Annotated in this window: 14 protein-coding genes; 9 read left to right on the top strand and 5 right to left on the bottom strand. The window is 53.5% G+C overall.

From position 1 onward, the window contains the following. From H7A81_RS07255 to folA, 9 genes are all read left to right on the top strand, one after another. A partial coding sequence (locus tag H7A81_RS07255; protein ID WP_182057112.1) for an isoleucine--tRNA ligase occupies positions 1-1,519 on the top strand: 1,519 nt, incomplete at its 5' end. After that, a complete protein-coding gene (gene lspA / locus H7A81_RS07250) occupies positions 1,519-2,022 on the top strand; it encodes a signal peptidase II (protein ID WP_038649144.1) in 504 nt (167 codons plus the stop codon). The genes H7A81_RS07255 and lspA, both read left to right, overlap by 1 nt. Positions 2,023-2,025: 3 nt before the next feature. Further along, positions 2,026-2,496, top strand: a complete 471-nt coding sequence (fkpB, locus tag H7A81_RS07245; protein ID WP_160869768.1) for an FKBP-type peptidyl-prolyl cis-trans isomerase — start codon at positions 2,026-2,028, stop codon at positions 2,494-2,496. Further along, positions 2,477-3,430, top strand: a complete 954-nt coding sequence (gene ispH / locus H7A81_RS07240) for a 4-hydroxy-3-methylbut-2-enyl diphosphate reductase (protein ID WP_182057111.1) — start codon at positions 2,477-2,479, stop codon at positions 3,428-3,430. Before fkpB ends, ispH begins: the two co-directional genes overlap by 20 nt. Positions 3,431-3,652: 222 nt before the next feature. Then, positions 3,653-4,468 carry a 4-hydroxy-tetrahydrodipicolinate reductase gene (dapB, locus tag H7A81_RS07235; protein WP_160833563.1) on the top strand — a complete coding sequence of 272 codons (816 nt, stop codon included), beginning with the start codon at positions 3,653-3,655 and terminating at the stop codon, positions 4,466-4,468. Between the two features lie 471 nt (positions 4,469-4,939). Continuing rightward, a complete protein-coding gene (gene carA, locus H7A81_RS07230; RefSeq protein WP_182057110.1) occupies positions 4,940-6,088 on the top strand; it encodes a glutamine-hydrolyzing carbamoyl-phosphate synthase small subunit in 1,149 nt (382 codons plus the stop codon). 13 nt (positions 6,089-6,101) lie between these two features. Beyond that, on the top strand, positions 6,102-9,326 hold the full coding sequence (carB, locus tag H7A81_RS07225) for a carbamoyl-phosphate synthase large subunit (RefSeq protein ID WP_182057109.1): 3,225 nt from the start codon (positions 6,102-6,104) through the stop codon (positions 9,324-9,326). Between the two features lie 241 nt (positions 9,327-9,567). Continuing rightward, positions 9,568-10,713: a porin gene (locus H7A81_RS07220; protein WP_182057108.1), complete on the top strand. Its 1,146-nt coding sequence runs from the start codon at positions 9,568-9,570 to the stop codon at positions 10,711-10,713. Between the two features lie 287 nt (positions 10,714-11,000). After that, entirely contained in the window at positions 11,001-11,480 is a 480-nt protein-coding gene (gene folA / locus H7A81_RS07215) for a type 3 dihydrofolate reductase (protein WP_034826087.1), read from the top strand. 142 nt (positions 11,481-11,622) lie between these two features. Here folA and apaH read toward each other — a convergent pair whose 3' ends face one another. Genes apaH through surA form a run of 5 tightly spaced genes read right to left on the bottom strand, consistent with a single transcriptional unit; the run spans position 11,623 to position 16,020 of the window. After that, on the bottom strand, positions 11,623-12,492 hold the full coding sequence (gene apaH, locus H7A81_RS07210; protein WP_166934020.1) for a bis(5'-nucleosyl)-tetraphosphatase (symmetrical) ApaH: 870 nt from the start codon (positions 12,490-12,492) through the stop codon (positions 11,623-11,625). Between the two features lie 51 nt (positions 12,493-12,543). After that, complete coding sequence (gene apaG / locus H7A81_RS07205; RefSeq protein WP_034826077.1) at positions 12,544-12,921, bottom strand: Co2+/Mg2+ efflux protein ApaG; 378 nt, start codon at positions 12,919-12,921, stop codon at positions 12,544-12,546. A gap of 4 nt (positions 12,922-12,925) precedes the next feature. Beyond that, positions 12,926-13,750, bottom strand: a complete 825-nt coding sequence (gene rsmA / locus H7A81_RS07200) for a 16S rRNA (adenine(1518)-N(6)/adenine(1519)-N(6))-dimethyltransferase RsmA (RefSeq protein WP_182057107.1) — start codon at positions 13,748-13,750, stop codon at positions 12,926-12,928. Continuing rightward, complete coding sequence (gene pdxA / locus H7A81_RS07195) at positions 13,743-14,735, bottom strand: 4-hydroxythreonine-4-phosphate dehydrogenase PdxA (protein WP_182057106.1); 993 nt, start codon at positions 14,733-14,735, stop codon at positions 13,743-13,745. Before pdxA ends, rsmA begins: the two co-directional genes overlap by 8 nt. Then, positions 14,725-16,020, bottom strand: coding sequence for a peptidylprolyl isomerase SurA (gene surA, locus H7A81_RS07190; RefSeq protein WP_034826072.1), 1,296 nt, complete (start codon positions 16,018-16,020; stop codon positions 14,725-14,727). The genes pdxA and surA overlap by 11 nt, the downstream gene beginning before the upstream one ends. Positions 16,021-16,025 lie beyond the last annotated feature (5 nt).

Here is a 16,025-nt window from a genome sequence, read left to right as displayed (position 1 = left end):
GTCGCTGAAAGAGATCAAAGGCGTGCAGTGGATCCCAGACTGGGGCCAGGCGCGTATCGAAGCGATGGTGGCGAACCGTCCAGATTGGTGTATCTCGCGTCAGCGTACGTGGGGCGTGCCAATGGCGCTATTCGTACATAAAGAGACCGAGCAGCTGCACCCGGATACACTGGAGCTGATGGAAAAAGTCGCGAAGTGCGTAGAGCAGGATGGCATTCAGGCATGGTGGGATCTTGATCCGCGTGATCTGATGGGCGATGACGCTGATCACTATGTCAAAGTGCCAGATACGCTGGATGTGTGGTTCGATTCAGGATCAACCAGCTACTCTGTGGTCGATTCGCGCCCAGAATTTGGCGGCCATGCGCCGGATATGTATCTGGAAGGTTCAGATCAGCATCGTGGCTGGTTCATGTCTTCGCTGATGATCTCGACGGCGATGAAAGGCAAAGCGCCTTACCGTCAGGTACTGACGCACGGTTTCACCGTGGACGGTCAGGGCCGCAAAATGTCGAAATCCATCGGTAACACCGTGGCTCCGCAGGATGTGATGGACAAACTGGGTGCGGATATCTTGCGTCTGTGGGTCGCCTCAACGGATTACTCCGGTGAAATGGCGGTGTCCGACGAAATCCTGAAGCGTGCAGCGGACAGCTATCGTCGTATCCGTAACACCGCGCGTTTCCTGCTGGCTAACCTCGCGGGCTTCAACCCGGCGACCGATTGTGTGAAACCCGAAGAGATGGTGGTGGTAGATCGCTGGGCGGTTGGCCGTGCGCTGGCTGCACAGCAGGACATCGTCCAGTCTTACGAGAACTACGATTTCCATGAAGTGGTGCAGCGTCTGATGCACTTCTGCTCCATCGAAATGGGCTCGTTCTATCTTGATGTGATTAAAGATCGTCAGTACACCGCGAAAGGTGACAGCCTGGCGCGTCGCAGTTGCCAGACCGCGCTGTGGCACATTGTTGAAGCGCTGGTGCGCTGGATGGCGCCAATCATGTCCTTCACTGCTGATGAAATCTGGGGCTACCTGCCGGGTGAACGTGCTAAATACGTATTCACCGAAGAGTGGTATGAAGGCCTGTTTGGTCTGGCAGATAACGAAGCACTGAACGACGCTTATTGGGATGAGCTGCTGAAAGTGCGCGGCGAAGTCAACAAAGTGATCGAGCAGGCGCGCAGCGATAAACGTATCGGTGGCGCGCTGGAAGCCACAGTAACGCTTTACGCGGATGCTGAACTGGCCGCTAAACTGCAGGCGCTGGGCGATGAGCTGCGTTTTGTCCTGCTGACTTCCGGCGCTACGGTGGCGGATTACGCTACGGCCAGCGATGAAGCACAGCAGAGCGAAGTACTGAAAGGTCTGAAAATCGCACTGCATAAAGCAGAAGGCGAGAAATGTCCGCGTTGCTGGCATTACACTACTGACGTTGGCCAGAATCCGGAGCATGCTGCGGTCTGTGGACGTTGTTACACCAACGTAGCCGGCAACGGTGAAGTGCGGAAATTTGCCTGATGAGTAAACTCTGCTCTACCGGATTGCGCTGGTTGTGGCTGGTGCTGGTGGTGATCGTGGTCGATTTCGCCAGCAAGCAGTGGATCATGAATAACATGATGCTGCATGAAACTCAGCCGCTGATACCGTTCCTGAATCTGTTCTACGCGCATAACTATGGCGCGGCGTTCAGTTTCCTGGCGGACAAAGGCGGTTGGCAGCGCTGGTTCTTTGCCGGCATTGCGATTGCTATCGTTGTGGCGCTGGTGGTGATGATGTATCGCAACCGCGCCAGTAATAAATTAACCAATATTGCTTATGCGCTGATTATCGGCGGGGCATTGGGTAACCTGTTTGATCGTGCTTATCACGGCTTCGTGGTCGATTTCATCGACTTCTATGTTGGAGACTGGCACTTCGCCACCTTTAATATCGCTGACTGCGGAATCTGCATCGGCGCGGCGTTGGTGGTGTTAGAAGGTTTTCTCACCCCGAAAGATAAACAGGTAAAAGAGAAAGGGTAACAGATGACCGACTTCGTACAGCGCGATAGCGCGTTGCTGGTGCATTTCACGCTGAAGCTGGAAGATGGCTCAACAGCGGAATCAACACGCGCCAACGGCAAACCAGCGCTGTTCCGTCTGGGAGATGGCAGCTTGTCTGGTGCATTGGAACAGGAACTGTTAGGACGTAAAGTCGGCGATAAGCATGCCTTTACGCTGGCACCGGAAGATGCCTTTGGTGGCACCAGTCCGGACCTGGTTCAGTACTTTTCGCGCCGTGACTTTAAAGATGCTGGCGAACCGGAAGTCGGTTCCATCATGCTGTTCAGCGGCAGAGGTGGTAGCGAGATGCCGGGTGTGATCCGTGAAATTTCCGGTGACTCGATCACCGTTGATTTTAACCATCCGTTGGCCGGCCAGCGCATTCAGTTTGAAATTGAAGTGCTGGAGATTGATCCGGTGCTGGAGGCCAGCGATGCAAATCCTGTTAGCTAACCCTCGCGGTTTCTGTGCAGGCGTGGATCGCGCCATTAGCATCGTGGTGCGCGCGCTGGAGATGTACGGTGCACCGATCTACGTGCGTCACGAAGTGGTACATAACCGCTACGTGGTGAGCAGCTTGCGCGATCGGGGAGCGATCTTCATTGAAGAGATCAGCGAAGTGCCGGACGATGCCATCCTGATCTTCTCTGCTCACGGCGTTTCTCAGGCGGTGCGGGCGGAAGCGAAAGCGCGCAATCTCACGATGCTGTTTGACGCCACTTGTCCGCTGGTGACCAAGGTACATATGGAAGTGGCGCGCGCCAGCCGTAAAGGTGTGGAAGCCATTCTGATTGGTCATGCCGGACACCCTGAAGTGGAAGGCACCATGGGGCAGTACAACAACCCCAACGGTGGCATGTATTTGGTGGAGTCACCGGAAGATGTGTTCAAGCTGAGCGTTAAGGACGAAGGCAATCTGTGCTTCATGACGCAGACAACTTTATCGGTTGATGATACGTCAGATGTGATTGATGCACTGCGTCAGCGCTTTCCGGCAATTATTGGCCCACGCAAAGATGATATCTGTTACGCCACGACTAACCGCCAGGAAGCCGTGCGTGTTCTGGCGCGTGATGCGGAAGTGGTGCTGGTGGTGGGCTCGAAAAACTCCTCTAACTCCAACCGTCTGGCCGAACTGGCACAGCGTGCGGGGAAACTGGCGAAGCTGATCGATTCAGCGGATGACATTCAGGAAGAGTGGGTTAAAGGCAAGCAGATCATCGGTGTGACGGCGGGTGCCTCGGCACCGGATATTCTGGTGCAGCAGGTGATTCAGCGCTTGAAAGAGTATGGTGGCGAAGCCGCGATTGAGTTGATTGGCCGTGAAGAGAACATTGTGTTTGAAGTGCCGAAAGAGTTGCGTGTCGAAGTGCGCAACGTCCAGTAAGCGTTTGCTATCGAAACAGAATCAGGCCGACATCGTTCGGCCTTTTCTTTATCTGTCGTCGCCAAATAGACCACTTCCAGCAGGTGGGATTGCTTTTACTGATAATGTTTGGCGGCTGGCATAAAATTCTTATTATCCCTTTTTTATTGTGGCGTGACGGTTATCTGACCGTTAACCTGTTTACGCTTTGCATGCATAGATTTGTATCAGGAATGAATAATTATGAGTGATATCCGCATTGCTATCGTTGGTGCGCCAGGCCGCATGGGACGCAATTTAATTCAGGCTGTGCAGCAAGCGGAAGGTGTCGCGTTAGGCGCAGCACTGGCACGTAGCGGTTCTTCACTGCTGGGCGCTGACGCAGGTGAACTGGCTGGTATCGGTAAAACCGGTATTACCGTTACCGATGATTTGCTGAAAGTGGTCAATGATTTTGATGTGCTGATCGACTTTACTCGGCCGGAAGGTACGCTGGAATACCTGGCATTCTGCCGCAAGCATAAAAAGGCGATGGTGATTGGCACCACCGGCTTTGATGAGGCAGGTAAAGAAGCGATTCGCGCCGCTGCCGAAGAAATTGGCATTGTGTTTGCCGCTAACTTTAGTGTTGGTGTGAACCTGGTGCTGAATCTGCTGCAGCAAGCAGCCAAAGTGATGGGTGACTATGCTGATATTGAAATTGTGGAAGCGCACCACCGTCATAAAGTTGATGCACCATCAGGTACAGCGTTAGCGATGGGCGAAGCGATTGCCGATGCGATGAACTGGAAATTGGACGAGCACGCGGTTTACGCACGCGAAGGCCATACCGGCGAGCGTCAAGCACAGACCATCGGCTTTGCTACCGTACGCGCAGGCGATATTGTTGGTGAACATACCGCGATGTTTGCTGATATTGGCGAGCGTGTAGAGATTACCCATAAGGCTTCCAGCCGCATGACCTTTGCTAATGGCGCAGTTAAGGCGGCAAGTTGGTTGAAGAACAAGAAATCTGGCCTCTATGATATGCGGGATGTGCTGGATTTATCGATGTTGTGAGTGTTGTGAACCATCGTGATGTGGTTATTTCAATCGGTAAGATGATGATTGAATAGGGCAATGTGATCATTGCCCTTTATTTTACTTATTAAAATGATGGCTTAATTGTATTTTTGTCTTTTGATGGCTGTTTTTCAATGTTTAGTTCTGTTAGGAGGTCAGTAAGATGCGATTTTTGACCATTTGGTCAAAAATTTATGCGCGGTAGCACGTGTTTGCGATTATTGCCGCTTAGCAACCGTTTATTTTCCTCACTTATCTCACTCTTTTATCGCCTTTCTCGCTTTTTAACATTCAACAGCCTTAAAAATACAAAAAAATAGCCACTCAGGGTAGACAAGCTGAAGGTCGATCATTAGAATGCGCGCAATTTGCCAAAATTCGAGCATTCAGGCGGATTTTGCATTGATTCGGGCATGTATTTTGAATTAATATGCAAATATTGTGACTGTTTATTCCCTGGAGGATGTTTTGATTAAGTCAGCGCTCTTGGTTCTGGAAGACGGAACCCAATTCCACGGTCGGGCCATCGGGGCAACGGGGTCGGCAGTGGGGGAAGTCGTTTTCAACACGTCAATGACTGGTTATCAAGAAATCCTCACTGATCCTTCCTATTCCCGCCAAATCGTTACCCTCACTTATCCCCATATCGGCAATGTTGGCGTTAACGCCGTCGATGAAGAATCCAGCCAAATCCATGCTCAAGGCCTCGTTATTCGCGACCTGCCGCTGATCACCAGCAACTTCCGTAGTGAAGAAAGCCTGTCAGCTTACTTGCAGCGCAATAACATTGTCGGCATCGCCGATATCGACACGCGCAAACTGACCCGTTTGCTGCGCGAGAAGGGCGCTCAGAGCGGCTGCATTATCGCGGGTGATAATCCGGATGCGGCACTGGCGCTGCAAAAAGCGCAGGCCTTCCCGGGCTTGAAAGGCATGGACCTGGCGAAAGAAGTGACCACGGCGGAAACTTACGCGTGGCAGCAGGGTAGCTGGACACTGGAAGGGGATTTGCCTGAGCAGAAAACGGCTGCAGAGCTGCCATTCCACGTTGTCGCCTATGACTTCGGCGCTAAGCGCAACATCCTGCGAATGCTGGTGGATCGCGGTTGCCGTTTGACGGTTGTCCCGGCAAAGACCAGCGCAGAAGAGGTGCTGGCACTCAATCCAGACGGCATTTTCCTGTCGAACGGTCCTGGTGACCCGGAGCCTTGCGACTACGCCATCAGTGCAATTCAGGCGTTCCTGAAAACCGATATTCCGGTGTTCGGTATCTGTCTTGGCCATCAGCTGCTGGCACTGGCAAGCGGTGCGAAAACCATCAAGATGAAACTCGGCCACCACGGCGGCAACCATCCGGTCAAAGATCTCGACAACAATGTGGTGATGATTACCGCGCAGAACCACGGTTTCGCGGTTGATGACAGCCAGCTGCCAGCGAATCTGCGTGTCACGCATGTGTCGCTGTTCGACCAGACGGTGCAAGGTATTCACCGCACAGATAAACCGGCCTTCAGCTTCCAGGGACACCCTGAAGCGAGCCCAGGCCCGCACGATGCGGCGCCGCTGTTCGATCACTTTATCGAACTGATCGAAGCTTACCGTTCTAACGCGAAGTAATCAGGAGCCCACGATGCCAAAACGTACAGACATAAAATCCATCCTGATCCTTGGCGCTGGCCCGATCGTTATCGGCCAGGCATGTGAATTTGACTACTCCGGTGCGCAGGCGTGTAAAGCGCTGCGTGAAGAGGGTTACCGCGTCATTCTGGTGAACTCCAACCCGGCCACCATCATGACTGACCCAGAAATGGCCGATGCGACTTACATCGAGCCGATTCACTGGGAAGTGGTGCGTAAGATTATCGAAAAAGAGCGTCCGGATGCGGTGCTGCCGACCATGGGTGGCCAGACTGCACTGAACTGTGCGCTGGAGCTGGAGCGTCAGGGTGTGCTGGCTGAGTTCGGCGTCACCATGATCGGTGCGACTGCGGATGCCATCGATAAAGCTGAAGACCGCCGCCGTTTCGACGTGGCGATGAAAAGCATCGGCCTCGGCACCGCGCGTTCCGGTATCGCGCATACCATGGAGGAAGCGCTGGCGGTGGCCGAAGACGTTGGCTTCCCGTGCATCATTCGTCCTTCCTTTACTATGGGCGGCACCGGTGGCGGTATCGCTTACAACCGTGAAGAGTTCGAAGAGATTTGTGAACGTGGTCTCGACCTGTCACCGACCAATGAGCTGCTGATTGATGAGTCGCTGATTGGCTGGAAAGAGTACGAGATGGAAGTGGTGCGTGATAAAAACGACAACTGCATCATCGTCTGCTCAATCGAAAACTTCGATGCGATGGGTATCCACACCGGTGACTCCATCACCGTGGCACCGGCGCAAACCCTGACGGATAAAGAATACCAAATCATGCGTAACGCCTCGCTGGCGGTACTGCGTGAAATCGGCGTGGAAACCGGCGGTTCTAACGTGCAGTTCTCGGTTAACCCAAAAGACGGCCGTCTTGTGGTTATCGAAATGAACCCGCGCGTGTCGCGCTCCTCGGCGCTGGCTTCCAAAGCGACCGGTTTCCCGATTGCAAAAGTCGCCGCGAAACTGGCGGTGGGCTTCACTCTCGATGAGCTGATGAATGACATCACCGGCGGTCGTACGCCGGCGTCGTTTGAGCCGTCAATCGACTACGTTGTGACCAAGATTCCTCGCTTCAACTTCGAGAAGTTCGCTGGTGCCAATGACCGCCTGACCACGCAGATGAAATCTGTGGGTGAAGTGATGGCGATTGGCCGCACCTTCCAGGAATCAATGCAGAAAGCGCTGCGCGGTCTGGAAGTGGGGGCAAACGGCTTCGACCCGAAAGTGGATCTGGATGATGCCGAAGCCCTGACCCGCATCCGCCGTGAGCTGAAAGATGCCGGTTCTGACCGTATCTGGTACATCGCGGATGCGTTCCGTGCCGGTTTGTCGGTGGATGGCGTGTTCAACCTGACTAACATTGACCGCTGGTTCCTGGTGCAAATCGAAGAGCTGGTACGTCTGGAAGAGCAGGTTGCGCGTGAAGGTGTCAACTCACTGAATGCTGATTTCCTACGTGCACTGAAGCGCAAAGGCTTTGCTGACGTGCGTCTGGCAAACCTGGCGGGCGTGGCAGAGAGCGAAATTCGCAAACTGCGTCAGCAGTTCAACCTGCACCCAGTCTACAAACGCGTAGACACCTGTGCGGCAGAATTCTCCACCGATACCGCTTATATGTACTCCACTTATGAAGAAGAGTGCGAGGCCAATCCAAACCAGGATCGTGACAAAATCATGATTTTGGGCGGCGGTCCAAACCGTATCGGTCAGGGTATCGAGTTCGATTACTGCTGCGTACATGCGGCACTGGCGCTGCGCGACGACGGTTACGAAACCATTATGGTGAACTGTAACCCGGAAACCGTATCAACTGACTACGACACCTCCGACCGTTTGTACTTCGAACCGGTGACGCTGGAAGACGTGCTGGAAATCGTGCGCATCGAGAAGCCTAAAGGCGTCATCGTGCAGTACGGCGGCCAGACCCCGCTGAAGCTGGCTCGCGCGCTGGAAGCAGCAGGTGTGCCCGTGATAGGTACTAGCCCAGATGCGATTGACCGTGCTGAAGACCGTGAACGTTTCCAGCAGGCGGTTGATCGCCTGAGCCTGAAGCAACCGGCTAACGCCACCGTGGCTACGCTGGAGCAAGCTGTTGAGAAAGCGGCAGGTATCGGTTATCCGTTGGTGGTACGTCCTTCCTATGTGCTGGGCGGTCGTGCGATGGAAATCGTTTATGATGAAATCGACCTGAAGCGTTACTTCCAGACCGCGGTTTCGGTTTCCAACGATGCACCGGTACTGCTGGACCGTTTCCTGGATGATGCAGTGGAAGTCGACGTGGATGCGATTTGCGACGGTGAACGTGTGCTGATTGGCGGCATCATGGAGCACATCGAACAAGCCGGCGTTCACTCAGGTGACTCCGCTTGTTCACTGCCGGCTTATACGCTGAGCACTGAAATCCAGAACGTGATGCGTCAACAGGTCGAGAAACTGGCTTTCGAGCTGAACGTACGCGGTTTGATGAACGTGCAGTTTGCAGTGAAGGACAACGAGGTTTACCTGATTGAGGTGAACCCACGTGCGGCGCGTACCGTGCCATTCGTGTCTAAAGCGACTGGCGTACCTTTAGCGAAAGTGGCTGCGCGCGTGATGGCAGGTAAAACCCTGGCTGAGCAGGGCGTCACGAAAGAAATCATTCCACCGTATTATTCGGTGAAAGAAGTGGTGCTACCGTTCAACAAGTTCCCGGGTGTTGACCCGATTCTTGGTCCGGAGATGCGTTCTACCGGCGAAGTGATGGGTGTCGGCCGTACCTTTGCGGAAGCGTTCGCCAAAGCGATGCTGGGTGCGCAGAGCAACATGAAGAAAACCGGTCGTGCGTTACTGTCTGTGCGCGAAGGCGATAAGAAACGTATCGTTGACCTGGCGGCGAAGCTGCAGAAGTTTGGCTTCGAGTTGGACGCTACACACGGCACCGCTGTGGTGCTGGGTGAAGCCGGTATCAACCCACGTCTGGTTAACAAGGTGCATGAAGGTCGTCCACACATTCAGGACCGTCTGAAGAATGGCGAATACACCTACATCGTCAATACCACCGCAGGTCGTCAGGCGATTGAAGATTCCAAACTGATTCGCCGCAGTGCACTGCAATATAAAGTGCATTATGACACCACGCTGAATGGTGGATTTGCTACCGCGATGGCGTTGAATGCAGATCCGACAGAGAAAGTGATTTCAGTGCAGGAAATGCATGCGCAAATCAAAGGTTAATCAATAAGTTGACCGACTGAAAACGGCTCCTTAGGGAGCCGTTTTTTTTCGCCTGTTTATCGTTGGTTGAATAAGGTTATGTGTGAAAAATATATTGATTTGACATGGTTTTTATCAGTTGATGCGATAACGGTTACACCTCGGATTATCCGCACAAAATTATAAATACGATCCCGGTAAGCGCACCGTACTATCTTGAGCGCTCATCAATAGAGCGCTCACCTTAACTGGGATATAAAAAATGAAAATGCGTGCTTTCACCCTCAGCGCAGTGGCTGCGTTATTAGTTGCTGCGCCTCTCGCCAGCCAGGCGGAAATTACCCTGCTGAAGCAGGATCCGCAGGCAGGCGATCCACTTAGTCGTCTTGATTTCAAAGTCGGCGGCAGTATTCGTCCTCAGTTCCAGCATCAGGCTGGCGTCAGTGATCAATCGTACAAGCGTAACGGCTACGATGGTGGTTCACGTTTCCGTTTCTCCGCGGATTACTACCTGTTTGATGACATCAGCTGGGTCAGCTACTACGAGCTGGGCGTGAACTTCCCGGCCTGGTGGGGTTGGGATAACCACTATGCCGATGGCCAGAACAACACCACGCGTCGTCAGCTTTACACCGGTCTGAAGAGCAAAACCTGGGGTCAGTTGACCTTTGGTCAGCAGAACAGCGTTTACTATGATGTGGTCGGCGCGAAGACCGATATCTGGGACTACGACATGCTGGCTCAGGCACCGGGCAACGGTATCAACGGCGATTACGACGGATCATACCGTTCACGTAAGATGCTGAAGTACAAAAATACCTTCGGCGACGTTGATGTTTACGCGTCTTATCTGTTTGCAGATAATGAACTGCTGCAGAAGAACAACAGCCTGCGCTATAAGCGTAAGAGCGGTGGTTCACTGGGTATCGATTACCACATCACAAAAGATTTAACATGGGGCACGGCGTGGAACTATACACGCGCCACCATGCGTAATGCTGCCAATGGCGATGACAAAGATTACAACCAGAACATCTACGGTACCGCGCTGAGCTGGAAACCGGATAACTGGACGTTGTCTGCAGGTGCGGGTTGGTACCAGAACTTCTCCCCAACGACAGTGAAGAACGTAAACAACTACTTCGCAGATGATGCGTGGGGCGTTGAATACTTCGCGGGCTACAAATTCGCTATCGATCAGTATGCGGTTAAATCGATCCAGCCATACTTCATGGGTGACCGTCTGGAGTTCGTCAATGGACGTAACTACAAGCGTATCGACAATGGCGTCGGTATCAGCACTAAACTGGATTACGGCTTCCAGGTGGATTACGAATACGTGATCACTTCTAGCACCGACAAATCACTGGGTAACATGAACCTGGTGCGTCTGCGCTACGATTTCTAATCGAAGTATCAACGGCTCCTGCGGGAGCCGTTTTTCTTTGTCGCAGACAGTGCGGTTTTCTTTACACTCCATCACGTCAAAGCCTCATTTCACCCTGAGTTGTAGCGTTCCGCTGGACTAATCTGGCGTCTATTTCCATGTATGGTGGGAAAGTCGGTGTAAAACTCTGTCCAATAACAAAAATGCGGTCGCATAGGAGCTTTACGCAAATAGCGGGGGCGGCCTATCGACGAAACTTTCGCCTTTACGTATGATGGCGCCAATTTTTTTCCTGTAGGTCTTTTAACATGATTAGTCTGATCGCAGCACTGGCAGCCGATCGCATTATTGGTATGGAAAACGCCATGCCCTGGAACCTGCCTGCTGATTTGGCGTGGTTTAAACGTAATACGCTGAATAAACCGGTGATTATGGGGCGTCTGACCTTTGAATCAATCGGCCGCCCGCTACCGGGACGTTTGAATATCGTGGTGAGCAGCCAGCCGGGCACCCATGAAGGCGTGACCTGGGTGACTTCGCTGGACGAAGCAGTGAAAGCGGCGGGAGACGTGGAAGAGGTCATGGTGATCGGTGGCGGTCGCATTTACGAACAGATGCTGGCGCGCGCCGATCGTTTGTATCTCACACACATTGATGCCGAAGTCGAAGGTGACACCCAATTCCCGGATTACGAGCCGGATGAGTGGCAATCGACCTTTAGCGAGTTTCATGACGCCGATGCGCAAAACTCGCACAGCTACTGCTTTGAGATTTTAGATCGCCGTTGATGTTTATCCCGGCACCCATCAATGTGCCCCTGAGAAAATCGTCTCATTTCGTCGTGGTGTTGCCCTACAGGGCGACCGGGAAATCTCAGAACCACCCTTTATGGCGAACAAAAAAAGCCCCGCACGTTGCGGGGCTTTTTGTTTATGACATATCGCTCAATGGCGGATGTACGCTGGCGGCACTCTCTGCCATCGCCTTTTCGCGGTTGGAGGCCTGCACATAATAGCGTTGCGATTCCCAATGCAGCAGCGTCAGCGTGCCGCCCCAGCAACAACCGGTATCCAGGCCGATAATGTGCTCAGGCGTCCCTTTGCCTTCCAGTGAAGCCCAGTGACCAAACACCTGCGTGTAGTCACTGCTGATCTTGCCGGGAACCAGGAACCAGGGTTTCAGCGGCGGTGGGGCAGAGTTGGGGGCTTCTTTGCAGATCATATCCAACTGACCGTTGGGGAAGCAGAAGCGCATACGCGTCAGGGCATTGGTACTGAAGCGCAGACGCGCCAAGCCGCTCAATTCCGGCGTCCAGTTGTTTGGCATGTCGCCGTACATCGCATCCAGGAACAGCGGATAGGTGTCGCTGGCCAATACGGCTTCAACTTCACGTGCACAGAGTTTTGCGGTGTCGAGATCCCATTGCGGCGTGATCCCTGCGTGAGCCATCAACAACTTTTTCTCTTCATCCACTTGTAGCAGCGGCTGGCGACGTAACCAGTTGATCAGCTCATCCGCGTCCTGCGCCTCTAACAATGGCGTCAGACGATCTTTAGGTTTGTTACGGCTGATGCCCGCATAAACCGCCAGCAGATGCAGATCGTGATTGCCGAGCACCAGTCGTACGCAATCTCCCAGCGATTTCACATAGCGCAGCACATCCAGCGAACCCGGGCCACGCGCCACTAAGTCGCCGGTTAGCCAAAGCTCGTCTTGCTGCGGATCGAAATCAACCTGCGCCAGCAGCGCACGTAGCTCGTCATAACAGCCGTGAATATCGCCAATCAGGTATGTACTCATTACGTCAGTCCGATCAAAACGCGCCGCCCGGACTGGCCGGGCGGAGGGGGATTAATGTATGTGGGTTTGCACGGCGAGTCGGAACACCGGAATGTCGACGTGAAATTCTTCACCTTCATCGTCGATCATCACATAGTGACCTTGCATGGTGCCCATAGGGGTTTCCAGAATCGCACCGCTGGTGTACTGATACTCACCGCCAGCGGCAATGTGCGGTTGCTCGCCAACCACACCTTCCCCCTGAACTTCAGTCTCACGACCGTTGCCATTGGTGATAAGCCAGTAGCGACTATGCAGTTGAACGCTATTTCGTCCCAGATTACGTATGGTGATGGTGTAGGCAAACACGTAACGATCCTCGTCGGGCAAGGATTGTGATTCCACATATTGACTCAATACATGAATACAGACGCGGGCCAGTTCACTCATACACTTATTTCTCCGGGGTTTCAGCCTGATGATTGCCCAGCCAATTCGCCAATTGGCAATACTGCGCCACGGTGACATTCTCAGCACGCAGCGAGGCATCAATGTTCAGTTCATCCAACGCACCCGCAGTAAACATATGTGCAAGGCTGTTACGCAGGGTTTTACGGCGTTGACCAAAGGCTTCAGTGGTGATGCGGCTCAGCAGGCGAATATCGCTCACCGGATAAGGTGGTTCTGGGTAAGGGATCAAACGCACCACGGCGGAGTCAACTTTTGGCGCAGGCGTGAAAGATTCGGGTGGAACTTCCAGCACCGGAATCACCTGGCAATAGTACTGAGCCATCACGCTCAGGCGGCCATACGCTTTACTGCCTGGTCCGGCAACCAAACGGTTTACCACTTCTTTCTGCAGCATGAAGTGCATGTCTTTAATCGAACCAGTATAGCTGAAAAGGTGGAACATCAGCGGGGTCGAAATATTGTACGGCAGGTTGCCAAAGACGCGTAGTGGCTGACCTTTCTCTTGCGCCAGCGCCGAGAAATCGAAGGTCATGGCATCTTGCTGGTAAATGGTCAGCTTAGGTCCGAGGAACGGATGGGTCTGCAAACGTGCAGCCAGATCGCGGTCCAGCTCTACAACGGTCAGTTCATCGAGGCGTTCGCCCACCGGTTCAGTTAAGGCACCCAGGCCGGGACCAATCTCCACAATCGCTTCTCCCTTCTGCGGGTGAATAGCGGAGACAATGCTGTCGATAATGTACTGATCGTTCAGGAAGTTCTGCCCGAAACGTTTACGGGCAAAATGCCCCTGATGGACGCGATTATTCATTACTGCTCTTGATCATAGTGATGGCGAGATTAAGCGCCGTGATAAAGCTGCCCGGTTCCGCCTTGCCCTGGCCGGCTAATTCCAGCGCGGTACCATGGTCGACAGAAGTCCGGATAAAGGGCAGGCCAAGGGTGATATTCACCGCGCGACCAAACCCCTGAAATTTTAGCACCGGTAAGCCCTGATCGTGATACATCGCCAGGACCGCATCGGCATGCTGTAGGTACTTCGGCTGGAACAGCGTATCAGCCGGTAATGGGCCGGTAAGCTGTATACCTTGCTGACGTAGTTCGTCGAGCGCCGGAATGATAGTATCAATTTCTTCACGGCCCATATGGCCGCTTTCGCCCGCGTGCGGATTCAGGCCGCAGACAAAGATATGCGGATGGGGTAAACCGAACTTCTGCTGTAAATCCTGATGCAGAATCGTAATCACCTCATGCAGGCTGTCGCGAGTAATCGCATCAGCGACATCTTTTAACGGCAAATGCGTGGTGGCGAGCGCGACGCGTAACTCTTCGGTGGCCAGCATCATCACCACGCGATCGCCACCGGCACGCTCGGCGAAGAATTCGGTATGACCAGTAAACGGAATGCCGGCGTCATTGATGACGCCTTTGTGCACGGGTCCGGTAATCAACGCAGCAAATTCACCGTTTAGGCAACCGTCGCAGGCACGCGCCAGCGTTTCCAATACGTAATGCCCATTCGCTACGGTTAATTCACCAGGCGTGACCGGCTGCGCGGTATCAACCTGCAGCAGCGTTAACGTACCGGCCTGCTGTGCTTGTGCCGCAACACCCGGTTGGTAATCGCGCAGCGTCAGCGGTAAGCCCAGTTGCTGGGCGCGCTGACGCAGCACATGGCCATCGGCACAGACCACCAGTTCAACTGGCCAGTCGAGCTGAGCCAGTTGAACGGTGAGATCAGGACCAATCCCGGCGGGTTCGCCGGGGGTGATCACGACACGATAATTACTGACCATTGTTGTCCAGAATCTTCACGTAAGCACTGGCGCGTTGTTCCTGCATCCAGGTTTGTGCTTCTTCGGCAAATTTACGGTTAAACAGCAGACGATAAGCACGCTCTTTCTGCGCCGCATCGGTTTTATCAACCTGACGGGTATCCAGTAACTGAATCAGATGCCAGCCGAAGGATGAGTGTACCGGCTCACTGACCTGGCCTTTTTGCAGCTTCAGCAGCGCATCACGGAAGGCAGGATCGTAGATTTCCGGGGTTGCCCAGCCGAGATCACCGCCCTGATTGGCTGAACCCGGATCGTCAGAGAACTGTTTTGCTGCAGCGGCAAAGGTGGTTTTACCACTTTTGATATCTGCAGCAATCTGCTCGATCTTCGCTTGCGCCTGCGCGTCAGTGAGAATCGGAGAAGGCTTCAGCAGAATGTGACGCGCATGCACTTCGGTGACAGAGATGTTTTTGCTCTCACCGCGAAGATCGTTCACTTTCAGAATGTGGAAGCCGACGCCAGAACGGATGGGGCCGACGATGTCGCCTTTCTTCGCGGTGCTTAACGCTTGCGAGAACAGGGTCGGCAACTCTTCAATTTTCGCCCAACCCATGTTGCCGCCTTTCAGCGCTTGCGGATCGGCAGAGTAAGTCACTGCCATTTTGCCGAAATCGGCACCGCTTTTCAGTTGACCCACTAATTGACGCGCCAGCGCTTCCTGATCGTCAACCTGCTGTTGCGTCGGATTTTCTGACAGCGGCAGCAAGATCTGGCTCACGTTCAGTTCAGTACCCTGAGTGTTCTGAGAACCAATCTGCGTTGCCAGCGTATCCACTTCCTGCGGCAGGATGGTGACACGGCGGCGCACTTCGTTATTACGCACTTCGGAGATCAGCATTTCCTGACGGATCTGCGCACGGTAAGCGTTGTAGTTCATTCCGTCATAGGCCAGGCGGCTACGCAACTGGTCCATGCTCATCTTATTTTGTGCGGCAATATTTTGAATAGCCTGATCTAACTGCTGATCGGTGACCTGCAAGCCGGCTTTCTCGCCCATCTGAAGAATGATGGCATCCATGACCTGACGCTCAAGGATCTGATGACGCAAGGTTTTGTCATCAGGTAACTGTTGATGAGCCTGCTGCGCCTGTGATTTCACGGTGCGCATCATGTTATCAACGTCACTTTCCAGTACCACGCCGTTATTCACGACGGCAGCAACTTTATCAACCTCTTGTGGGGCTGCGAACGCAGTGTTAGCGGTGATCGCTACACCAAGAATCAGCATTCTCCAGTTCTTCATACTTT

Origin of the sequence: Pantoea sp. ME81, from assembly GCF_903970985.1 — a bacterium.
Taxonomy (GTDB): domain Bacteria; phylum Pseudomonadota; class Gammaproteobacteria; order Enterobacterales; family Enterobacteriaceae; genus Pantoea; species Pantoea communis.
Note: the sequence above shows the minus strand (reverse complement) of the source record. Positions and strands in the feature narration are given on the sequence as shown.